The organism is Mesorhizobium sp. B3-1-6 (assembly GCF_006439555.1).
Taxonomy (GTDB): domain Bacteria; phylum Pseudomonadota; class Alphaproteobacteria; order Rhizobiales; family Rhizobiaceae; genus Mesorhizobium.
Genome location: NZ_VFTM01000023.1, coordinates 20,666 through 41,424, shown reverse-complemented (window position 1 = coordinate 41,424; position 20,759 = coordinate 20,666). Strand labels below are relative to the sequence as shown.

At 62.8% G+C, this 20,759-nt stretch carries 21 protein-coding genes; 13 read left to right on the top strand and 8 right to left on the bottom strand.

From position 1 onward, the window contains the following. Positions 1 to 180: 180 nt before the first annotated feature. The 4 genes from FJ414_RS20330 (at position 181) to FJ414_RS20315 (ending at position 2,691) form a co-directional block, all read left to right on the top strand. Entirely contained in the window at positions 181 to 774 is a 594-nt protein-coding gene (locus FJ414_RS20330; protein WP_140646193.1) for a cold-shock protein, read from the top strand. A 114-nt stretch (positions 775 to 888) separates the two neighbouring features. Continuing rightward, positions 889 to 1,383, top strand: coding sequence for a DUF192 domain-containing protein (locus tag FJ414_RS20325; RefSeq protein WP_140646129.1), 495 nt, complete (start codon positions 889 to 891; stop codon positions 1,381 to 1,383). Between the two features lie 16 nt (positions 1,384 to 1,399). Continuing rightward, on the top strand, positions 1,400 to 2,167 hold the full coding sequence (locus tag FJ414_RS20320; RefSeq protein WP_140646128.1) for an alpha/beta hydrolase: 768 nt from the start codon (positions 1,400 to 1,402) through the stop codon (positions 2,165 to 2,167). Positions 2,168 to 2,190: 23 nt separating this feature from the next. Further along, entirely contained in the window at positions 2,191 to 2,691 is a 501-nt protein-coding gene (locus FJ414_RS20315) for a GNAT family N-acetyltransferase (protein ID WP_140646127.1), read from the top strand. Between the two features lie 33 nt (positions 2,692 to 2,724). On the opposite strand, the gene speB is transcribed toward FJ414_RS20315, so the two are convergent. Together speB and FJ414_RS20305 are read right to left on the bottom strand one after the other, a co-directional pair. Further along, entirely contained in the window at positions 2,725 to 3,690 is a 966-nt protein-coding gene (gene speB / locus FJ414_RS20310; protein ID WP_140646192.1) for an agmatinase, read from the bottom strand. A gap of 94 nt (positions 3,691 to 3,784) precedes the next feature. Further along, the gene (locus FJ414_RS20305; protein ID WP_140646126.1) at positions 3,785 to 4,390 is read right to left on the bottom strand and encodes a hypothetical protein; all 606 of its coding nucleotides are present in this window, start codon (positions 4,388 to 4,390) and stop codon (positions 3,785 to 3,787) included. A 121-nt stretch (positions 4,391 to 4,511) separates the two neighbouring features. Here FJ414_RS20305 and cysE point away from each other — a divergent pair, with 121 nt between their 5' ends. Further along, positions 4,512 to 5,360 (top strand): serine O-acetyltransferase, encoded by an 849-nt coding sequence (gene cysE / locus FJ414_RS20300; RefSeq protein ID WP_140646125.1) that lies wholly within the window; start codon positions 4,512 to 4,514, stop codon positions 5,358 to 5,360. A 150-nt stretch (positions 5,361 to 5,510) separates the two neighbouring features. Beyond that, positions 5,511 to 5,714, top strand: coding sequence for a DUF3126 family protein (locus FJ414_RS20295; protein ID WP_027166457.1), 204 nt, complete (start codon positions 5,511 to 5,513; stop codon positions 5,712 to 5,714). A gap of 134 nt (positions 5,715 to 5,848) precedes the next feature. Here FJ414_RS20295 and FJ414_RS20290 read toward each other — a convergent pair whose 3' ends face one another. Next, positions 5,849 to 6,436, bottom strand: coding sequence for a hypothetical protein (locus FJ414_RS20290; RefSeq protein ID WP_140646124.1), 588 nt, complete (start codon positions 6,434 to 6,436; stop codon positions 5,849 to 5,851). 344 nt (positions 6,437 to 6,780) lie between these two features. Here FJ414_RS20290 and clpP point away from each other — a divergent pair, with 344 nt between their 5' ends. From clpP to hupB, 4 genes are all read left to right on the top strand, one after another. Next, positions 6,781 to 7,416, top strand: a complete 636-nt coding sequence (clpP, locus tag FJ414_RS20285) for an ATP-dependent Clp endopeptidase proteolytic subunit ClpP (RefSeq protein ID WP_140646123.1) — start codon at positions 6,781 to 6,783, stop codon at positions 7,414 to 7,416. A gap of 291 nt (positions 7,417 to 7,707) precedes the next feature. Further along, entirely contained in the window at positions 7,708 to 8,982 is a 1,275-nt protein-coding gene (gene clpX / locus FJ414_RS20280; protein ID WP_140646122.1) for an ATP-dependent Clp protease ATP-binding subunit ClpX, read from the top strand. A gap of 275 nt (positions 8,983 to 9,257) precedes the next feature. Beyond that, the gene (gene lon, locus FJ414_RS20275) at positions 9,258 to 11,669 is read left to right on the top strand and encodes an endopeptidase La (RefSeq protein WP_140646121.1); all 2,412 of its coding nucleotides are present in this window, start codon (positions 9,258 to 9,260) and stop codon (positions 11,667 to 11,669) included. 195 nt (positions 11,670 to 11,864) lie between these two features. Next, positions 11,865 to 12,137, top strand: a complete 273-nt coding sequence (gene hupB, locus FJ414_RS20270; RefSeq protein WP_027166452.1) for a DNA-binding protein HupB — start codon at positions 11,865 to 11,867, stop codon at positions 12,135 to 12,137. Between the two features lie 70 nt (positions 12,138 to 12,207). Here the strand turns inward: hupB and FJ414_RS20265 are convergent, their stop codons facing one another. After that, positions 12,208 to 13,230, bottom strand: coding sequence for an aldo/keto reductase (locus FJ414_RS20265; protein ID WP_140646120.1), 1,023 nt, complete (start codon positions 13,228 to 13,230; stop codon positions 12,208 to 12,210). 178 nt (positions 13,231 to 13,408) lie between these two features. On the opposite strand from FJ414_RS20265, the gene hxlB reads away from it, so the two are divergent. Further along, a complete protein-coding gene (hxlB, locus tag FJ414_RS20260) occupies positions 13,409 to 13,975 on the top strand; it encodes a 6-phospho-3-hexuloisomerase (RefSeq protein WP_140646119.1) in 567 nt (188 codons plus the stop codon). A gap of 3 nt (positions 13,976 to 13,978) precedes the next feature. After that, the gene (locus tag FJ414_RS20255) at positions 13,979 to 14,722 is read left to right on the top strand and encodes a creatininase family protein (RefSeq protein ID WP_140646118.1); all 744 of its coding nucleotides are present in this window, start codon (positions 13,979 to 13,981) and stop codon (positions 14,720 to 14,722) included. 57 nt (positions 14,723 to 14,779) lie between these two features. On the opposite strand, the gene FJ414_RS20250 is transcribed toward FJ414_RS20255, so the two are convergent. Both FJ414_RS20250 and FJ414_RS20245 read right to left on the bottom strand, forming a co-directional pair. Next, a complete protein-coding gene (locus FJ414_RS20250) occupies positions 14,780 to 15,697 on the bottom strand; it encodes a carbohydrate ABC transporter permease (RefSeq protein WP_140646117.1) in 918 nt (305 codons plus the stop codon). 9 nt (positions 15,698 to 15,706) lie between these two features. Beyond that, positions 15,707 to 16,822 (bottom strand): sugar ABC transporter permease, encoded by a 1,116-nt coding sequence (locus FJ414_RS20245; protein WP_140646116.1) that lies wholly within the window; start codon positions 16,820 to 16,822, stop codon positions 15,707 to 15,709. 70 nt (positions 16,823 to 16,892) lie between these two features. Between FJ414_RS20245 and FJ414_RS20240 the strand changes: the two genes are divergently transcribed. Then, positions 16,893 to 17,644 (top strand): IS5 family transposase gene (locus FJ414_RS20240; protein WP_140646115.1). Its coding sequence is split into 2 segments (ribosomal slippage): positions 16,893 to 17,223 and positions 17,223 to 17,644, totalling 753 coding nucleotides; the frame shifts between segments, so codons are not numbered across the junction. A gap of 13 nt (positions 17,645 to 17,657) precedes the next feature. On the opposite strand, the gene FJ414_RS20235 is transcribed toward FJ414_RS20240, so the two are convergent. Next, positions 17,658 to 18,371 carry a M15 family metallopeptidase gene (locus FJ414_RS20235; RefSeq protein ID WP_226892204.1) on the bottom strand — a complete coding sequence of 238 codons (714 nt, stop codon included), beginning with the start codon at positions 18,369 to 18,371 and terminating at the stop codon, positions 17,658 to 17,660. Between the two features lie 226 nt (positions 18,372 to 18,597). Further along, positions 18,598 to 20,703 (bottom strand): penicillin-binding protein 1C, encoded by a 2,106-nt coding sequence (gene pbpC / locus FJ414_RS20230; protein ID WP_181181664.1) that lies wholly within the window; start codon positions 20,701 to 20,703, stop codon positions 18,598 to 18,600. Positions 20,704 to 20,759: the final 56 nt, after the last annotated feature.

Genomic DNA, 20,759 nt, shown 5'->3' with positions numbered 1-20,759 from the left:
GGCGCGATCGATTTCAGGCCTTGCGATTTCGGATTCCGGAAGCGCCGGCAAACGACATTTCAGCCTTTCCGGTGCTGAACGGTGAAAAAAGGCACGTCAGCCCTTGCACACCCCGGAAGTCGCAGTGTTAATCTCTTGGCAAGAATCAGTTGCGGTTCAGTTGAAAAGGGGGGCATTCTTATGGGGGAAAAAGCCTCTTTTACGAGGCGGGACGGAAGCCTTGACGACGCCTTGCAGCGGGACAATGGCGGCGACCCCGCTGAGCTTGTCGAAATCGCCGGCGCTATCAAATGGTTCGACGTGGCGAAGGGCTACGGCTTCATTCTTCCTGACGACGGCGTCTCGGGCGATATTCTCCTCCATGTGACTTGTCTTCGAAGGGACGGCTTCCAGACGGCGCTCGAGGGCGCGCGGGTCGTCTGCCTGGTCAAACAGGGCGAGCGCGGCTTGCAGGCTTTCCGCGTCCTTTCCATGGATGCCTCGACGGCTGTCCACCCAGCAGAGCAGGAACAGCGCACCCACGTTACCGTCAACCCGGAGAGCGGCCTCGAGCGGGCCTTGGTCAAGTGGTTCAATCGCACCAAGGGTTTCGGCTTCCTGACGAGGGGCGAGGAGACAGAAGATATCTTCGTCCACATGGAAACGCTGCGGCGCTACGGCATAACCGAGCTCCGGCCCGGGCAGGTCGTGCTCGTCCGCTTCGGACGCGGCGACAAAGGCCTTATGGCCGCCGAAATCCACCCCGATATGGGCACCTTGTCGGTCTCGCACTGAGGGCTTCTCGACGCAGTCGAAAGGTCCCTTTGCCGCGGCGCGACCATCTTGTCCGAAAACCGGTTCCACTTGTCCGGATCATGGTTTAGGACGAGCGTCTGGACGAGGTAACCCATGGCTCATCGCAATTGGCTGACCGCGGGCGTATTCTGCGCCGCGATCGTTTTCGCCGCCTGTTTCATCGCTGCGAAGCCGAGTTCGGCGGATGCGATGCTGCTGCCGACCGACCGGACACCGCTTGTGGTGTCGACCGGTTCGGGCGAGCGTTCCTTCTCCATCGAGATCGCCGATACCTCCGCCGAACGCGAGGCGGGACTGATGTTTCGCCGGACCATGGCAGACGATCACGGCATGTTGTTCGTCTTCGAAAGAACGGATGAGGTGGACTTCTGGATGAAGAACACGCCGATGGCGCTCGACCTCATCTTCATCGGCGAGGACGGCAGGATCAAAGCCATCAAGCGCGGCGAGCCCGAATCCGAAGCGATCATCTCGCCGGGACAACCCGTGCGCTTCGTGCTCGAACTCAAGGCCGGCACGGCCGCCCGGGACGGCATCAAGGAAGGCGATCTATTGCGTCACCCGGCTATTGGCACTGGCGCCAACTGAAAAAGCAAATCTGCCGATGCAGTTCTTTTCCCATGACGGTTTCGAACTCGCCTATCTCGATCGCCAGCCGGCCTCGGGGCAGGGCGACCCCGTGCTGATGATCCACGGCTTTGCCTCCAGCCACTATGTCAACTGGGTATCGCCGGGCTGGTTCAAGACGCTGAACGACGCCGGCTACCGGGCGATCGCCTTCGACCATCGCGGCCACGGCTCGTCGTCGAAGAGCTATGACGAGGCCGACTACACGCCGCAGAAGATGGCTTCCGACGCCGCCGCGCTGCTCGATCATCTCGGTATCGAGCGCGCGCATGTCATGGGTTATTCGATGGGCGCGCGCGTCTCGGCTTTCCTGGCGCTCTCCGATCCGGAGAAGGTGGCGACGCTGGTGTTCGGCGGTTTGGGCATCGGCATGGTCGACGGCGTCGGCGACTGGGATCCGATCGCGGCGGCCCTGTTGGCGGAAGATCCGTCCCAAACCACGCACCCGCGCGGCCGCTCCTTCCGCGCTTTCGCCGACCAGACGCGCAGCGACCGTCGCGCGCTCGCGGCTTGCATCGCGAAGTCGCGCGAGTTGCTCAGCGAGGACGACATGGCGCGCATCGCCCAGCCGACCCTGATCGCCGTCGGCACGAAGGACGACATCGGCGGTTCGCCGGACGAACTTGCGGCGCTGATGCCGAACGCAAGGGCTTTTCACATCGAAGGGCGCGACCACATGCTTGCCGTCGGCGACAAGAGCTTCAAGCAGCGCGTGCTCGAGTTCTACGCCGAAAACCCGCTCTAAGCGTGCGGGGCTCCTCGGCACAAATGGTCGATCTTCTCGTCACCTATATGGAGATGCTCGCGCCGCCTCAGGGCGCTCCGCTTGCGCCGCCTTTGCCTGGCGCCGTCGTGACGCGCGAAAGGCTCGGTCTTTCAAGCTATCTCCATCTCTACCGCGCGGTCGGCGGACCGGTGCAATGGGACCAGCATCTGCGCATGCGGGAAGCGGAACTCGAAACGTTGCTCGCCGATGACGCCACGCATATCCATGTGCTGCGCGTCGATGGCGAAGCCGCAGGTTTCTGCGAATTCAACAATGTCGGCGAAGCGGCTATCGAGCTCGTTCATTTCGGACTGGTCCCGGCTTTTCAAGGAAAGCGATTGGGGCCGTTCCTGCTCGACCGGGCGTTGCGCTCGGCGTGGTCGCACGGGCCGCAAAGGCTTTGGCTTCACACCGACACCTATGATCATCCGGCGGCCCAGTCGGTTTACGGGCGCGCGGGATTCAGAGGCTACGCCGAGAGGATCGAGACCTTTCCGGATTAGCGGAAGGCGCTGCGCGCCTTTCCTGGGATCGCCCTAGCCGCCCGCTCTCCTGTCGGCGAGGGATCTCGCCATCACGCACAGCAACTCGAACATCATCGTCGCGCCGGCCAGCGCCGTCATGCCGGCAAGATCGAACGGAGGCGAGACCTCGACGACATCGGCGCCGGCGAAATTCAATCCGTCCAGCAATCGAACCATCTCCTGCGCCTCGCGCGTCGTGAAGCCGCCGAGTTCCGGCGTACCGGTGCCGGGGGCCATGGACGGATCGATGCAATCGATGTCGAACGTCACATAGGTCGGGCTGTCGCCGACAAGATCGCGCGCTTCCTGCATGACGGAAGCGGCGCCGCGTCTGACGAACTCTTCCATATAGATGATGCGCACGCCCCGTGACGTTGCCCATTCGTGCTCGCCGGGCTCGTAGATCGAGCCTCTGATGCCGATCTGGACAACCCGCTTGGGGTCGAGCAGCCCTTCCTCGATCGCGCGGCGGAAAGGCGTTCCGTGCGTATAGGGATTGTCGCCGAAGTAGCGATCGTTGGTGTCGGAATGCGCGTCGAAGTGAACCATGCCAACAGGCGCCTTGCGGGCCACGGCGCGCAGCACCGGCAGCGTCGTCAGGTGGTCGCCGCCGGCGGCTAGCGGCAGGGCACCGTCCGCCATGATCGCGGCAATGCCGTCCTCGATGCGCTTCAACCCGTCCAGCAGGTTGATGGGATTGACCGACAGATCGCCCACGTCGGCGACATTGGCGATGCTGAACGGTTCGGTTCCCGAGACGTGGTGGACGCGACGCATCAGGCTCGACTGGTTCCTGATTTCGCGCGGGCCGTGGCGGGCGCCGGCCCGGTTGGTCGTGCCGCCATCCCATGGAATCCCGACAAGGGCGATGTCCAGCCCTTTCGCGGTCGGTACGGCCGGCAGCCGCATGAAGGTGGAAAGCCCGGCAAATCGCGGTACCTGCGCGGCGTCGACGGGTTGGTGGAAGCTGTTTTCCATGCTGGCGGCCATTCCGGAGCGGTTCACGTTCCGTAGTGATCGCAGGGCCTGGAATTCAGGCATAGGGGCAAAGCCCAGCGGGAGTATGGGCCTATCAGCGCTGGTCTTGCAGGGCTTGCAGGGAACGGCCGAGATTTTCCCTCGCCTGCGCCTCGAACCGATCCCGGAACTCCGTCGTATAGAAGATGTGCTGGCGGGCCAGGAAGCTCTGGACGACGGCGGCTCGACCGGCGCGCCACATCGGCTCCTCCACCCAGCCATATTCCCGCCGGACCGCCTTCTCATAGGCATCGAAGACCGCAGGTCTGGCGCCGAGGATCGCCAGATCCATGTCGAGCAAAAGAGCTGCATCGTTGAGCGCGTCCTCGTCGCGGAACGGCGGCAACTGGTGGGTGGCGGTGGCGTTGATCATGGCCGCGATGCAAGCGAGGCGATGGGGGTTGGCGCGCCCGGCGAGGCTTTTCTCGGCCAGTTCGGCGCTTTTTGCCTCATTGTCCTTGGCGCGGCTGTCATAGATGGCGTCGTGGAACCAGATCGCCGCTTCGACGGCCTCCGGGTCATCAAGAAGGTGCCGGTATTCGCTTGCCAGAGCCAGCATCGCTTCGATGTGAGCCAAGCCGTGATAGTGGCGATCCGCAGCCTGGTAGAGCGCTGCAAGCTCGCTTTTCAGCGCTTCGTCGATCAAGGGTTCGTTTTCCATCGTCGCTTGAATCTGCGTGAACCATGTCCATTTGACAAAGCACTAAGGAAAATTGAGTTCAACCGTGGTATGATCTAGCCTATATGTGCCGCCGCAGAATGAGTAAGGCCGGAGAGCGTCGATGAACAGCATTACGATTGCCCGTCCCAGTATGGTGCAGCCGGTCGATCCGATCTGGCGGTCGATCCGCGACGAGGCGATGGAGGCGGTGAACCGCGATCCGCTGCTCGCGGCGTTCCTTTATTCGACCATCCTCAACCAGGAGAGCCTGGAAGAAGCGGTGATCCACCGGCTTGCCGAACGGCTGGCGCATCAGGACATCGGTTCCGATCTCATCCGCCAGACCTTCAAGGCGATGCTGGACGACGATCCGGAGTGGAGCACGACGGTTCGCGTCGACATCCAGGCCTATTACGACCGCGATCCGGCCTGCGACCGCTTCATCATGCCGGTTCTCTATTTCAAGGGTTTTCACGCGATCCAGACGCACCGGCTGGCGCATTGGCTGTGGAACCAAGGCCGCAGGGACTTCGCGCTCTACCTGCAGAGCCGTTCGTCCTCGGTGTTCCAGACCGACATCAATCCGGCCGCCCGCATCGGCAAGGGCATCTTCCTCGACCATGCCACGGGCCTGGTCGTCGGCCAAACGGCCGTCATCGAGGACGACGTGTCGATCCTGCACGGGGTGACGCTGGGTGGCACTGGCAAGGCCAGTGGCGACCGCCATCCGAAGATCCGCCGCGGCGTGCTGATCGGCGCCGGCGCCAAGATCCTCGGCAATATCGAGATCGGCCATTGCTCCAAGATCGCCGCCGGCTCGGTCGTGCTGTCGCCCGTGCCGCACAACAAGACGGTCGCCGGCGTGCCCGCCCGGGTCGTGGGGGAAACCGGTTGCGACCAGCCTTCGCGGCAGATGGACCAGCTCCTGCCGTCGCAGAGCATGGACCACGTGGTCAGCTTCGACATCTGATTTCCGCCGTCGTCGGGAACCGCCGAAATCCGGCCGCCGGTTTTCGGCCGACTTGTCCTATGCAATTGTGCCGGCTTGCCTTTACATGGCCATTGTTGGCGTGTCAGAAGCGCCTTCCAACGCACGAGGCCGACATTTCGGAGAAGACTTTTGAAGCCTGACGAAATCAGAAAGCTGGACGCCTATTTCAAGCGCGTCTTCCAGAACCCCAAGCTGCAGGTCAAGGCACGTCCGCGCAAGGAAGACTCCGCCGAGGTCTATGTCGGCGACGAGTTCCTCGGCATCGTCTTCAAGGATGAGGACGACGGCGACTATAATTTCTCGATGGCCATTCTCGACATCGACCTGGCCTAAGCCAGCAACAGCTCTGGCCGAGGAGCGGAACACCGCCGCCCGGCCGGTTGCAGCCCACAGGTGAAATTCCGTCTAGGGCTTTGTTTTGAAGCATTTCCGAACGGAAAACCGCGAAGCACTTTCCTGGAATTGCTCTAATCCTGGCAGTACCGCGGGATATGCACCCGCCGCCAGCTTGTAGAACCTTCCCGCACCACCACTCGGCGCGCCACTGTCCCGTATGAAGGCGGGATTTCCCGGATGCGGACTTGTTGCGGCCGCACCAGCACTTCGTGGGCAACCGCTTCATATTCCGCCGGCTGAACGACGCGCCGAGCGCGCTCCGGCTGGACCACGACCGTTTCGGCGACGCGCGCATAGCGGGCCTTGCGCCATACCTTGCACAGCACCTTGCGGCCGTGGATGACGCGCCACTCCCAGGCATAACCGCCATCGTCGACCTTGACCGTGTGGTAGACCGTGCGTGTCACCGCCGGGACGGTCTCATAGGTGACGCGCGCCGGCGCGATCTGGTCCACGCTTTGGTAGGTGCCGTAGATCGGCGCGTCGTAATCGACCACCTGTCCGCCGGGGCTCACCATCACATCCTCGTAAACGGTGTCGTAGAGCGCCGGCCGGTGGATCGGCTCATAGCATTCGAGCGCGCGGCCGCCGGCGGCGGTTTCGGAGACGGTGGCAAGCATCGCGACTGCCGCCAGCGATGCGGAGCTTTTGCGGATCATGACATTCCCCCGTTGAAAAAGGACGCCTTCACAACGCAGGACTGTAGCGGAAGCTCCGGGGGCGGACAGCGATTTCAAGGCTTTTCGTTAAGCGGCGCGGTTAAGGAATTGCTACCTTGCGAATGGCTTTGGTCGTCAACCTCGACCGGACCCACCTCACGGAGGCAAGCCGCCCGTGCTTTGCGGGCTTGCCGCGCTTTACTCGACTTGACCAGATGGCTAGGAGAGGCGGCCTTGCGCTAGGGTGAGCCGACATCCTATTTAGGTCGTAACCAATCCAGAACGATTCCGCGCGATTGCTGATATACCGAGGCGCCGGAATCCATCTCCAACAAGGGTAGTCCATGAAGAACCCCGTTGAAACCTACATGAACCTCGTTCCGATGGTGGTCGAGCAGACCAATCGCGGCGAGCGTGCCTATGACATTTTCTCGCGCCTCTTGAAGGAACGCATCATCTTCATCACCGGTCCGGTCGAGGACGGGATGGCGACGCTGGTTTGTGCACAGCTTTTGTTCCTCGAGGCGGAAAACCCCAAGAAGGAAATAAACCTCTATATCAACTCGCCGGGCGGCGTCGTCACCTCGGGCATGGCGATCTACGACACCATGCAGTTCATCAAGCCGGCGGTGTCGACGCTCTGCATCGGCCAGGCCGCGTCGATGGGTTCGCTGCTCCTGACCGCCGGCCACAAGGACATGCGTTTTGCCACGCCGAATGCCCGGATCATGGTCCATCAGCCGTCCGGCGGCTTCCAGGGCCAGGCTTCGGACATCGAACGTCATGCGCAGGACATCATCAAGCTGAAGCGCCGCTTGAACGAGGTCTATGTCAAGCACACCGGCAAGAGCTATGACGAGATCGAGAAGACGCTCGACCGCGACCATTTCATGACCGCGGACGAGGCCAAGGACTTCGGTCTGATCGACAAGGTCATTTCCAGCCGCGAAGCCGTCGAGACAGCCACGGCTTCCGCCTGAGCATCGACGGCAAATGGCAGCATAACGCGGTTTTGGCGCGTCTTGCGGCATTTCGGCCACATTTGGCTGTTCCCACAGGCGTTGGGATTGCCTACGTTAAGGCTATGTTGATTTTCGACGGCTTAGCTTTGCGTGGGGTTGCTGCGAATCATTGCCGCGTTTTCTGATTTGTGTTTCGTACGGAATGCGCTGTGTGAGCCGGGACACTGGCGGTGGCGGATTCCCGCGATAGATTGGTGAGACGTCACTCAAAGCCAGACCACCGGCGGGCGTTGGTGAAAGGACAGAAAAATGAGCAAGGTCAGCAACGGCGGCGGTGATTCAAAGAACACGCTTTACTGCTCGTTTTGCGGCAAGAGCCAGCACGAAGTCCGCAAGCTGATCGCCGGGCCGACGGTTTTCATCTGCGACGAGTGCGTCGAACTGTGCATGGACATCATCCGCGAGGAGAACAAGACCTCGATGGTGAAGTCGCGCGAAGGCGTGCCGACACCGCAGGAAATCCTCAAGGTCCTCGACGACTACGTCATCGGCCAGCCCTACGCCAAGCGCGTGCTGTCGGTGGCGGTCCACAACCACTACAAGCGCCTGGCGCATGCGGGCAAGAGCAACGACGTCGAGCTGGCCAAGTCGAACATCCTGCTGATCGGCCCGACCGGCTGCGGCAAGACGCTGTTGGCGCAGACGCTCGCCCGCATCATCGACGTGCCGTTCACCATGGCCGATGCCACGACACTGACCGAGGCCGGCTACGTCGGCGAGGACGTCGAGAACATCATCCTGAAGCTGTTGCAGTCGGCCGACTACAATGTCGAGCGGGCGCAGCGCGGCATCGTCTATATCGACGAAATCGACAAAATCTCGCGCAAGTCGGACAATCCCTCGATCACCCGCGACGTGTCGGGCGAGGGCGTGCAGCAGGCGCTCTTGAAGATCATGGAAGGCACGGTGGCTTCCGTGCCGCCGCAGGGCGGCCGCAAGCATCCGCAGCAGGAATTCCTGCAGGTCGATACCGCCAACATCCTGTTCATCTGCGGCGGCGCCTTCGCGGGTCTCGACAAGATCATCTCGGACCGCGGCCGCAAGACCTCGATCGGCTTCGGCGCCACCGTCGCTTCGCCCGAGGATCGGCGCACCGGCGACCTGTTCCGCCAGGTCGAGCCGGAAGATCTGCTGAAATTCGGCCTGATCCCGGAATTCGTCGGCCGTCTGCCGGTCCTGGCGACGCTGGAAGACCTCGACGAGCCGGCGCTGATCCAGATCCTGACCGAACCGAAGAACGCACTGGTCAAGCAATATCAGCGGCTGTTCGAGATGGAGAATGTCGACCTGACCTTCCACGAGAACGCGCTTTCGGCGATCGCCAAGCGCGCCATCGAGCGCAAGACCGGTGCCCGCGGCCTGCGCTCCATCATGGAAGCGATCCTGCTCGACACCATGTTCGAGCTTCCGGCGCTGGAAGGCGTGCGCGAAGTGGTGATCTCGGAAGAGGTGGTGTCCGGCAACGCCCGGCCGCTCTACATCTATTCCGAGCAGAAGGAAAAGAAGGGCAATGTCAGCGCCTGAAATGGCGTTTGACCCCATAATTTTCATGGAACGGCGCCCGCGTGGCGCCGTTTTGCTGTGAAAGGCGGGAAGGCATGCGATGGAACGGGTCGAGCGACCGTGTTAACCCTTGATCTTTGCCTCGGCTGCATCCACCTAACAGCAGAAGGCCGAGGCGCCGAATTCTGTGCTGTAAAACTCCCGTCACAAACGGTGGTAGGCGGAACGACACTCGGTCGTTAATATGAGATTCGCGGTTGGCTAAAATAAGCGGCCGCGACATGAAAGGTTGGACAATGGCCAAGATATCCAAGGCTTCCGGCGACGGCGTTTTCGCAGTCCTCCCACTGCGCGATATCGTCGTGTTCCCGCATATGATCGTTCCGCTCTTCGTGGGCCGTGAAAAGTCGATCAAGGCGCTGGAAGAGGTGATGGGTCAGGAAAAGCAGATCCTGCTCGCCACCCAGATGAATGCAGCCGACGACGATCCTGAGCCCGATGCGATTTTCGACATCGGCACGCTCGCCAATGTGCTGCAGCTCTTGAAGCTGCCCGACGGCACCGTGAAGGTTCTGGTCGAGGGCGCCTCGCGCGCCAAGATCGTCTCGTTCACCGACCGCGCCGATTTCCACGAAGCCCGCGCTACCGCGCTCGCCGAACCGGAAGAGGAAGAGGTCGAGATCGAGGCGCTTGCCCGCTCGGTCGTCACCGACTTCGAGAATTATGTCAAGCTGAACAAGAAGATCTCGCCCGAAGTGGTGGGCGCCGCCAGCCAGATCGACGACTATTCCAAGCTCGCCGATACGGTTGCCTCGCATCTCGCCATCAAGATCCCCGAGAAGCAGGAGATGCTCGCCACGCTTTCCGTCAAGGAGCGTCTGGAGAAGGCGATGGGCTTCATGGAAGCCGAAATCTCCGTGCTCCAGGTGGAAAAGCGCATCCGTTCGCGCGTCAAGCGCCAGATGGAGAAGACGCAGCGCGAGTACTACCTCAACGAGCAGATGAAGGCGATCCAGAAGGAGCTCGGCGAGGGCGAGGACGGCCGCGACGAAGCCGCCGAGATCGAGGCGCGCATCAAGAAGACCAAGCTCTCCAAGGAGGCCCGCGAAAAGGCGGAAGCCGAATTGAAGAAGCTGCGCTCGATGTCGCCGATGTCGGCTGAATCGACGGTCGTGCGCAACTATCTCGACTGGCTGCTGTCGATCCCGTGGGGCAAGAACTCCAAGGTCAAGCAGGACCTGGCCTTCGCCCAGAACGTCCTCGACACCGACCATTTCGGCCTCGACAAGGTCAAGGAGCGCATCGTCGAGTATCTGGCCGTGCAGAGCCGGCAGAAGAAGCTGAAGGGGCCGATCCTGTGCCTCGTCGGTCCGCCCGGCGTCGGCAAGACCTCGCTCGGCAAGTCGATCGCCAAGGCGACCGGCCGCGAGTTCATCCGCATGGCGCTCGGCGGCGTGCGTGACGAGGCCGAGATCCGTGGCCACCGGCGGACCTATATCGGCTCGATGCCCGGCAAGGTCATCCAGTCGATGAAGAAGGCTAAGAAGTCCAACCCGCTCTTCCTGCTCGACGAGATCGACAAGATGGGCCAGGACTTCCGCGGCGATCCGTCTTCGGCCCTGCTCGAGGTGCTCGATCCCGAGCAGAACTCGACGTTCATGGATCATTACCTCGAGGTCGAATACGACCTGTCGAGCGTGATGTTCGTGACGACGGCGAACACGCTGAATATCCCTGCGCCCCTGATGGACCGCATGGAGATCATCCGTATCGCCGGCTACACCGAGGACGAGAAGATCGAAATCGCCAAGCGTCACCTGATGCCCAAGGTGATCCGCGACCATGCCCTGCAGCCGAACGAATTCTCGGTCGGCGAGGACGCGATCCGCGGCATCATCCAGACCTACACGCGGGAAGCCGGCGTGCGCAGCCTGGAGCGCGAGCTGATGAAGCTCGGGCGCAAGGCGGTGACCGAGATCCTGCGGACGAAGAAGAAGACGGTGAAGATCACGGCGGACAACCTCGCCGATTATCTCGGCGTGCCGCGCTTCCGCTTCGGTCAGGTCGAGGCGGACGATCAGGTCGGCGTGGTCACGGGTCTTGCCTGGACGGAAGTCGGCGGCGAGCTGCTGACGGTCGAAGGCGTCATGATGCCCGGCAAGGGCCGCATGACGGTGACCGGCAATCTGCGCGACGTCATGAAGGAATCGATCTCGGCGGCGGCATCCTATGTCCGCTCCCGCGCTATCGATTTCGGCATCGAGCCGCCGCTGTTCGACAAGCGCGACATCCACGTCCACTTGCCGGAAGGCGCGACTCCGAAGGACGGCCCGTCCGCCGGCGCCGCGATGGCCACGGCCATCGTGTCGGTGCTGACGGGTATTCCGGTGCGGGCCGATGTGGCGATGACCGGCGAGATCACGCTGCGCGGCCGTATCCTGCCGATCGGCGGCCTGAAGGAGAAGCTGCTCGCGGCACTGCGCGGCGGCATCAAGAAGGTCCTGATCCCGGAAGAGAACGTCAAGGATCTGGCGGACATTCCGGACAATGTGAAGAACGGCATGGAGATCGTCCCGGTCTCGCGGGTCGGCGAGGTGCTCGCGCATGCGCTGACCAGGATGCCGGAGCCGATCGAGTGGGTCGAGCCGGTCAATGCGCCCGCTCCGGTCGACAGCGGCGACGATGCCGGAAAGTCGCTTGCTCATTAGTATTTGCTAACATTGCAGCGCACAAAGAGAGAGCCGGGCCTTGAGCCCGGCTTTTTCATGTGAAAAAGCCATGAAAAAATGGAAAAAAGCCCGGAATTCTGCGGTTTTCGGCTTGGGTTCCGGAGCGCTTCTTTCTAAAGTCCGTTTCCTGCCGGATGAGTCGTAGTTCCGGTTTTCTCATGGAAGGGAATTTTTATGAACAAGAACGAACTGGTGTCCGCCGTCGCCGACTCCGCAAGCATTTCGAAGGCTGATGCGCAGTCCGCCGTCGATGCGGTGTTCTCCGTGATCACTGGCGAACTGAAGAAGGGCGGCGATGTCCGGCTTGTCGGCTTCGGAAATTTCACCGTGTCAAAACGCGCTGCTTCGACCGGCCGCAACCCGCAGACCGGCGCGGAAGTGAAGATTCCGGCCCGCACCGTGCCAAAGTTCTCGGCCGGCAAGGGCCTCAAGGACGCGGTCAACTAAGACCTTTTCTTTTAAGAGCAGAAAAGCCGGGCTTGCCCGGCTTTTCTTTTTTGCGGCTGTTCGCAGCGGCTCAGGCTGTCGGCGCGTCGACGCGCATCAGGCCTTCCTGTTTCAAATCCACCCACAGCGCCGCAGGTATTTTGGTGTCGAGCAGCGCGCGGTTGCTTTCGACTTCAGCCGGCCGCTGGCCGCCGGGGATTACCGACATCACCGAAGGATGCTGCAGCGGGAACTGCAGAGCCGCCTCGATCAGGCGCACGTCGTGGCGCTTGCAGACGGCTTCGATGCGCGCCACGCGATCCAGGATCTCCTGCGGCGCCTCGCTGTAGTTGTAGAAGGCTCCGGGCTTCGGTCCGGTCGCAAGCACGCCGGAATTGTAGGGGCCGCCCAGCACGATGCCGATGCCGCGCTTCTGGCAAAGCGGCAGGAAGGATTGCAGCGCCTCCTGCTCGAGCAGCGTGTAGCGGCCGGCGAGCAGGAACAGGTCGAAATCGCCGCGTTCGGCGAGGGTTTGAGCGACCTGCCACTCATTGATGCCGCCGCCGAAGGCCTTGATGACGCCCTGGTCGCGCAGCGAAAGCAGCCCGTAATAGCCGGACGACATGAACTCCTCGATGCGGGCGTCGGAGGCCTCCTTGCTGCCATGGGTGAAGACGTCGACGTCATGGACGAAGAGGATGTCGATGCGGTCGACGCCCAGACGCTCCAGCGAGGCCTCGAAGGAACGCATGACGCCGTCATAGCTGTAGTCGTAGACTTCCCGGCGCGACGGCGTCTCGAAGAACTTGCCGATGCCGGTGCGCTGGTCCGGCGCAGAGACGCGCATGATGCGACCGACCTTGCTCGACAAGACATAGTCGTCGCGCTTCCTGCCGCGCAGGAACGGGTTGAGGCGGGTTTCAGACAGGCCAAGGCCGTAGAGCGGGGCCGTATCATAGTAGCGGCATCCGGTCGCCCATGCCGCCTGCAGGGTGGCGTTGGCGTCCTCGTCGGAGATGGCGCGGTAGAGATTGCCGAGCGGCGCCGTGCCGAAACCGAGCTCGGTGAAGGTGATGCCGCCATTGCCGATGCGGTCGAAATGCCGTGTCTTCATGTCTGACGATGTCCCGGAGCGATTTGTCTGACATGACACTATCACGCTCGTGGCCCAGCAAAAGTGCCGAGGCTCGTTGGACAGCGATTTTCGCGGTGGTAGCATAAACAAAACAAGCCTTTCGCGGCAGCACATCACAAAGCCAAGCGATACCTCCGCAGGCAGGGTGAGCCCCATCATGACCAAAGCCGGATCAGGTATGTTCGCGACCGCGCTGAATGAGCTTGGCGCGGTGCTGGCGCGCACGGATGAAGCCCAAATCGACGCCGCCTGCGCAATGCTTGCCGGCGCCGGCAGGATCGCCGTCCATGGCTGCGGCCGCGAGGCGCTGCAGGTCAAGGGCTTCGCCATGCGGCTCTACCATCTCGGCCTGTCGGTCTCGGTCGTCGGCGACATGACCACGCCGCCATTGGGGCAGCGCGATGTCTTCCTGGCGAGTTCAGGGCCGGGCGAGACCACCACGGTGCTGACCTTGATGCGGGTTGCCCGCGCGGCTGGGGCAAAGGTGCTGCTCTTGACCGCAGAACCGGAAGGCAGCGCCGCGAAGCTTGCCGACTTCACGCTGCTCATCCCGGCGCAGACGATGGCCAGCGATCAGGGCGCCGCCCGAACCTCGGTGCTGCCGATGGGCTCGCTGTTCGAAGGCGCATTGTTCCTTTTGTTCGAAATCATGGTGCTTAAGCTCAAGGCGCTGACCGGGGCGACACCGGAAGCGATGCGCGCCAGGCACACCAATATGGAGTAGGGGATGCGCTACGAGCTGATGCTGCCGCACCAGATCCGCAAGGCGATCGAGGAGAACTGGCCGGTCGTTCTGCCGCTCGGCGTGCTCGAATACCATGGCGAGCACATGGCAGTCGGCATGGACACGCTGGCGGTGATCAAGACGGTGGAGCTGATCGAGCAGGAGAGGGACATCGTCATTTTGCCGCCCTTCTATTACGGCGCGGCAAGCTATGCGGTGGCGGCGCCGGAAGGCAGCGGCTCGGTGCAGGTCGGCGGTCCGGCGCTTTCGCCTTTCGCGGAGGAATTGTTCTACGGCCTGCTGCGCATCGGCTTCCGCAACATCCACGCCATCATCCATCATCAGACCGAGAATTTCGCGGCCGGCATGCCGACCGATCTCGCCTTCAAGACCGCCGGCCGGCAGGCGATCTTTCGTTTCCTCGAAAAGGAGCGCGGCGAGGGCTGGTGGGGCTCGAACACGATGGCCGACTACTATGCCGGCCACGCCCAGGGCGAGAATGTCTTCAACTGGGTGCAAGTGCATCCGCTGATGCCGGCCGCGATGAACGGCAAATACCCGTTCGACCATGCCGGCATCGGCGAGACATCGCTGATGCTGGCCCTATGCCCGGAGGCGGTGGACGAGAAGCATTTCGCCGACAACACCGGCTGGTACACTAAAGGCGCCGCGGAAGCCTCCGCGGGTCTCGGCAAGATCGGCGTCGCGATGATCCTCGACCATTTGCGGTCGATCCTGCAGGCCTAGCTCTCCCCTCTCCCACAAGGGGTCACAAGGGGTCACAAGGGGAGAAGGGGAAGGCGCCTATTTCACCGAGCCGGCCGTCATGCCCATGATCAGATAGCGCTCGAGCGCGATGCCGATGATGGCCAGCGGCGCGATCGCGGCCGTGGCCAAGGCCGCCATTGACCACCAGTTGATGCCTTGCGAGCCTGTTTGGCTCGCCACCATGACGGGGATTGTCTTGGCGTCCGTCGACGTCAGAAGGGCGGCGAAGAAATACTCGTTCCAACACAGCACCATCGCCAGGATGAAGGCGGCGACCATGCCGGGCAAGGCGATCGGCATGACGATGCGGAAGAAGGCGCCCCAGATCGACAGCCCGTCGACAAGGGCTGCCTCCTCCAATTCGACGGGTATCGAGTTGAACTGGTCGCGCATGATCCAGATGACGATCGGCAGCACCATCAGCGTGTAGAGGAGCACGAGCCCGATGCGCGTATCAAGGAGGGCCACTTCGCGGTAGAGCACCAGGAAGGGGAGCGCCAGAACGACCGGCGGCAGGATCAGTTGCGACAGGAAGAAGAAGGAGATGTCCTCGTTCTTGAACCAGGCGAATTTGTAGCGATAGCGGGTGAGGCCATAAGCGGCGAGGCTGCCGATGATGATGGCGAGGCCCGATGCCCCGACAGAGGTGATGACCGAGTTCATGAAGCGTTTGAGGAACTCGTCGCGCACAGTCGATGTCTGGAAGATCGAATCCGGCGACAGGCCGAGCGAGCGCCAGCCTTTCCAGTCCGGCTGGAAGTCGACGAAGGGAATGAGATGCCCTTGCGTGACGTCGACCGCGGATTTGAACGAGGTGGTGATCGTCCAGTAGATCGGGAACAGACAGACGAAAGCCCAGAAGATAAGCGCGCCATAGATGAAGACGCGGCTGGCGATGAAGGCCGCCGGCGAGCGGATTTCGGAAACGGTGTAGTCGGTGGTCTGTACGCTCATGACGGCCGCTCAGTTGACGTTGCGCACGAAGCGACTGGCGAATTTCAGCAGCCAGGTCACGAACACGACGATGATGATCAGATAGGCCATGGCCAGCATGGTGCCGTAGCCGACATTCGAGCGGTCACGATATTCGCGATAGATGAAGCTCGACACGGAATCGGTGGCGCCGCCGGGGCCGCCGGAGGTCAAGGTGATGATGATGTCGGCGAGCTTCAGCTTGAAGATGATGCGCAGGATCACGGCCGTCACCGACACCGGCAGCATCAGCGGGAAGGTGACCTGCCAGAAGGTCTGCCATGCGGTTGCGCCGTCGACGCGGGCGGCTTCCAGAACCTCGCGCGACATCGCCTGCAGGCCGGCAAGCAGCATGATCATCATGAACGGGATGAAGGTCCAGGCGTCGAGCATCATGATCGAGATGCGGGCGGTGATCGGATCGGAGAAGAAGGCGGGATTGTCCCAGCCGAGATGGCGCGCCAGCGTCGCCGCCGGTCCGAACCGGTATTCCATCAGCGACTTGCCGACCATCCAGGACACCGCGACCGGCGACAGCATCAGCGGCAAAAGGAAGACGACGCGGAAGAATTTGCGGGCACGGATCTGCGCGTTGAGCAGCAGCGCCAGGCCGAAGGCGATGACATATTCGACCAGTACCGCGAGCACGTAGAGCACCATGTTGAACAGCGCATTGCGGTAGTAGGGATCGGCCAGCATCTGCCAGAAATTGTCGAGGCCGTTGAACCTGCGTCCGGTAAACGAGCTGAGGTTCCAGTCGGTGAGCGCGATGTAGAAGCCGAACAGGGTCGGGAAGATCACCATGGCGATGGTGAAGAGCAGCGCCGGCAAAAGGAACAGCGCGCGCTGCCCGTCCTCGCCACGCGTCAGCACCTGCCAGGCGCCGAGCGCTGCGCCCCACAAGATGTAAGCGTAGATCACCGGTCGCCAGGTGTCGAAACCGACCGTGGACATTTCGGTCTTGTAGAGGACCTGCACGATGATGATCGCCAGCAGGCCAAGCGTCGCGAGAGCCAGCAGGCCCCAGCCGAGGCGCTTGCGGCCTGCCGGGATCAGATCGGCCGGATTCGCCGGCCACGCATTCGCGGTCGAAATCTGCTCAGCCACGCCTCTCGCCTTCTAAGGTTTGTTGATATTCAGGATTCCCATCTTGGCTTGGTCGTGATTCAAGCTTTTGATGGAACGATTCGTGCTGACGGACGCCCAGTGGGCGAGGATGGAACCGCATTGTCTGGGTAAGGCGATAGACCCTGGACGAAGCGGAGGTGACAATCGCCTGTTTGTTGAAGCGGTTCGATGGATCGTGCGCACTGGAAGCCCATGGCGCGATCTGCCAGCCTTCTTCGGCAAGTGGAACAGCGTCTTCACGCGATACCGCGGTTGGGTCAAAGCCGATGTTTTCATTCGGCTTTTCGAGGCCTGCTCGGACGAACCGGACATGGAATACGCCATGGTCGACGCAACCATCGTCAAAGTCCATCGCCACGGCCAGGGCGCAAAAGGGGGACTCAGAGCCAGGCCATTGGTCGCTCCAAAGGCGGCATGACGACCAAGATCTTGGCGCTTACCGACGCGCTTGGCAATCTCGTGCGCTTTGTCCTGCTGCCGGGCCAGCGGTTCGATACGGTCGGTGTTGAACCGCTCATCGCGGGCCTCTGCTTCGACGCTCTGATCGCCGATAAGGCCTTCGACAGCAACGTCATCATCGCCGATCTGAACGAGCGCGGCGCCAAGGTCGTCATTTCTCAGCACTCGCGCCGTGCAAAGCCGCTGCCGCTCGATGCCGAGATGTACAAATGGCGTCATCTGATCGAAAACTTCTTCTGCAAACTCAAGGAATTCAAACGTATCGCCATGCGCGCCGACAAAACCGACCAGAGTTTCAGTGCCATCATCCATCTCGCTGCCGCCGTCATAAACTCACGATGAATCTCAACAAGCCCTAGTTCGCGGTCACCGGAAAATCGAAACGCTGTTTTGGGAACGGCTCTTTGGCCAGCGTGAAGTGCCACCATTCGCGCGCATAGTTGCGAAAGCCGGCGGCGCGCATGGCGGTCAGCAGCGTTTTGCGGTTTGCGGTGGCTTCGGCGCCGATCAAGGCGCTGGCGGTCTCGCTCTTTGGGTCAAAGCAGTCGAAACCGGTGCCGAAATCGAGCGTGCCGCCGTCCGGCGCACCGCAGGCCGGATGAACTTCGCTTTTATTGACGGCCTCGGCGATAGCAAGGTCCACCGTCGAGCCTCGAGAATGGCTGGAGAATTCGCCGATATAGCCTTTGGCGATGAGATCGCCGCGCTCGACTGTCGGATACCATTGCGGATCGGGCTGGCCACCCTCTCTTGTCCATCTGCCCATGTCGGCGACGGCGCGCGCGGGGCGGTAGCAGTCGAAGACGACCAGCGTCAGGCCTTTGGCGGCTATTGCTTTCTGGACGGTCGACAACGCCTTGGCCGCTTGTGCGGTCAGGACGCAGACCGGCGCGTCATAGCCGTCGGCCTTGCGGTGCAGGAAGTTTTCAAGGCCGGCGTAGCGGACATCCTGGCGGATGGTCGGGTCGATATCGGCGAGCCTGACGAAGCCGGCGGGCAGGGGGTCGGCGTAAGCCGAGGGAGGGCTCGCGATCGCCAGCGCAAGCGCTGCGAAGAATGCTCCCGACAAAGGTCGGCGCGAGGCCCCCCTCTCTGCCCTGCCGGGCATCTCCCCCGCGAGGGGGGAGATTGGCAGTTTCGGCGCCGCGCCTCTCCTGCCATCGTCAAAGATTGGCGAAGGCCGCGAAGCGAATAATCTCCCCCCTTGCGGGGGAGATGGCCGGCAGGCCAGAGGGGGGTGCCTCGCGCCGAATATCAGGCGGAGAAACTCAATCCCCTGAATCGCTTGCCGCATCTTATTCGACGAACACCTTCACGCTCGCCGCGCGTCCGGCCGCGTCGATCACGGTCAGCGTCGAATAGCCGGTGCCGTCCGGTAGCCAGGTCGCGGTGCGGCGGCGGTCGATGCCGGCGAGCGGCTTGCCGTTGGCGAGCCAGCGGAACGGCGCGCGGCCGCCTTGCAGTTTCAGCACCAGCGGCGTGGCATCGGCGGAATTCGTGCCGAGGTCGACGCGCGCGCCATTGGGCGGGAAGATGATGGTCGGCGCCGGTTCCGTGGCGGTGGCCTGCACCAGCCCATCCGATCCGGGGCCGAAACGGGCGAGCGTCACCGGCAGTTCCTCGCGCTTGGGGTTGAAGACGCCCGGCGGTCGGCTTGGCAGCGGCACGCTGGCAAGGCCGGAACGGACGAAGCCTTCGAATAGGATCGGAGCTGCCGAGACATAGCCCGACAGGCCGGGGATGGGGCTGGCATCGGCGCGGCCAACCCACACACCCAGCACGTAGCGGCCGTCGAAGCCGACGGACCAGGCGTCGCGATAGCCGTAGGAGGTGCCGGTCTTGTAGGCGATGCCGCGCTGCATGGCGCCTTCCGGCGGCTTCACGCCGGACAGGATGTCGTTGATCTGCCAGGCGGCCTGGTCGTCGAGGATCGTTGCGGTGGTGCGCTCCGCATCGGCCGGCTCGGTGCCGTCATGCAGCGTATGCATCTTGCCGCCATTGGCGAGGCCGGTATAGAGCTGCACCAGGTCGCGCAAGGTCACGCCGACGCCGCCAAGCCCGATCGCCAGGCCCGGCGCCTCGTCGACCGGCAGGATCGGGTTGACGCCGGCCTGGCGGAAGCGCGCCGTGAGCCGTGCCGGACCGACGGCGTCGAGCACGCGGATCGCCGGCACGTTGAGCGACAATTGCAGTGCCTGGCGGATCGAGACATCGCCCTGGTAGCCCATGTCGAAATTCTTCGGACGGTAGCCGCCAAAATCGGCCGGGCTGTCCTCTATGATGGTTTCCTGCGCAACCAGCCCCTGCTCGAAGGCCAGGCCGTATATGAAGGGCTTCAGCGTCGAACCAGGGGAGCGCACCACCTTGGTCATGTCGATCCAGCCGGAACGGCTGGCATCGAAGAAATTCGCGGAGCCGACCTCGCCGAGAATGTCGCCAGTGCGCGCATCGGCCATGACCATGGCGACGGACAGTTTCGGGCCGAGCTTCCTGGCGGCGTCTCTTGCCACCTGTTCCAGCCCTTGCTGCACGTTTTTGCGGATTGTGAGCTGCAGCGGCTTGCCGGGCACGGCCTTGGGCAGCATGGCATAGGAGGCATGCGCGGCCAGCGCCGGTAGCTTGCGGCGCAGGCCGGAGACGTCGTCGAGCGCGGCGCGCGCGGCTTCGCGTTCGCCGAGCGCGCCGGCCGAGACCATGCGGGTGAGCACGCGGTCGCGCGCGGCGTGGGCAATGTCGAGATTGCGGTCGGGCCGGCGCCTTTCCGGCAATTGCGGCAGCGCCACGAGAAGGGCAGCCTCCGACACGGTGAGCCGCTTCGGCTCCTTGCCGAAATAGGCGAGCGAAGCGGCGCGCACGCCCTCGAGGTTGCCGCCATAGGGCGCCAGCGTCAGGTAGCGTTCGAGGATCTCCCGCTTGGACAGCCGCCGCTCGATCTGGATGGCGCGCAGCATCTGCTTGAGCTTCGAACCGAGGCTGCGGCTGTCGCGGGGCTCGATCAGCCGGGCAAGCTGCATCGACAAGGTCGAGCCGCCGGAGACGATGTGGCCGCTGGTGACGAGCTGGCCGGCGGCGCGGCAGAGCGCCAGCAGATCGACGCCGCGATGATCCCAGAAGCGCTTGTCTTCGTAGGTAACCAGCATGTCGACGAACTGCCGGTCGACCTGGTCGAGGCGGGTTTCGAGCCGCCAGTAGCCGTCCGGCGTGGCGAAGGCGCGCAACAACTGGCCGTCGCGATCTTGGACCTCCGTCGAGACCGTCAGCTTCGCCGGCAGTGGCGGCGGAAAGGCGCGGTCGAGTTCCCAGAGCTCGGCGATCGAAAGCGCGGCGAAGATGGCGAGGCAAAGGCCTGCGATCGCGGTTCGTTTGAGGATTTTTCTGGAGAGCACGGTGCTGCCCTTCATCCACCTGCCCGTCCTTCGCGGCAGCGACGCTGCAGCTTCGGAGGGTGAACCGGCAC

Excerpts from the sequence above, each read along its gene's own strand:
- FJ414_RS20330 (WP_140646193.1), top strand. The coding sequence starts at position 181 with ATGGGGGAAAAAGCCTCTTTTACGAGGCGGGACGGAAGCCTTGACGAC.
- FJ414_RS20325 (WP_140646129.1), top strand. The coding sequence starts at position 889 with ATGGCTCATCGCAATTGGCTGACCGCGGGCGTATTCTGCGCCGCGATC.
- FJ414_RS20320 (WP_140646128.1), top strand. The coding sequence starts at position 1,400 with ATGCAGTTCTTTTCCCATGACGGTTTCGAACTCGCCTATCTCGATCGC.
- FJ414_RS20315 (WP_140646127.1), top strand. The coding sequence starts at position 2,191 with ATGGTCGATCTTCTCGTCACCTATATGGAGATGCTCGCGCCGCCTCAG.
- speB (WP_140646192.1), bottom strand. The coding sequence starts at position 3,690 with ATGGAAAACAGCTTCCACCAACCCGTCGACGCCGCGCAGGTACCGCGA.
- FJ414_RS20305 (WP_140646126.1), bottom strand. The coding sequence starts at position 4,390 with ATGGAAAACGAACCCTTGATCGACGAAGCGCTGAAAAGCGAGCTTGCA.
- cysE (WP_140646125.1), top strand. The coding sequence starts at position 4,512 with ATGAACAGCATTACGATTGCCCGTCCCAGTATGGTGCAGCCGGTCGAT.
- FJ414_RS20290 (WP_140646124.1), bottom strand. The coding sequence starts at position 6,436 with ATGATCCGCAAAAGCTCCGCATCGCTGGCGGCAGTCGCGATGCTTGCC.
- clpP (WP_140646123.1), top strand. The coding sequence starts at position 6,781 with ATGAAGAACCCCGTTGAAACCTACATGAACCTCGTTCCGATGGTGGTC.
- clpX (WP_140646122.1), top strand. The coding sequence starts at position 7,708 with ATGAGCAAGGTCAGCAACGGCGGCGGTGATTCAAAGAACACGCTTTAC.
- lon (WP_140646121.1), top strand. The coding sequence starts at position 9,258 with ATGGCCAAGATATCCAAGGCTTCCGGCGACGGCGTTTTCGCAGTCCTC.
- hupB (WP_027166452.1), top strand. The coding sequence starts at position 11,865 with ATGAACAAGAACGAACTGGTGTCCGCCGTCGCCGACTCCGCAAGCATT.
- FJ414_RS20265 (WP_140646120.1), bottom strand. The coding sequence starts at position 13,230 with ATGAAGACACGGCATTTCGACCGCATCGGCAATGGCGGCATCACCTTC.
- hxlB (WP_140646119.1), top strand. The coding sequence starts at position 13,409 with ATGACCAAAGCCGGATCAGGTATGTTCGCGACCGCGCTGAATGAGCTT.
- FJ414_RS20255 (WP_140646118.1), top strand. The coding sequence starts at position 13,979 with ATGCGCTACGAGCTGATGCTGCCGCACCAGATCCGCAAGGCGATCGAG.
- FJ414_RS20250 (WP_140646117.1), bottom strand. The coding sequence starts at position 15,697 with ATGAGCGTACAGACCACCGACTACACCGTTTCCGAAATCCGCTCGCCG.
- pbpC (WP_181181664.1), bottom strand. The coding sequence starts at position 20,703 with ATGAAGGGCAGCACCGTGCTCTCCAGAAAAATCCTCAAACGAACCGCG.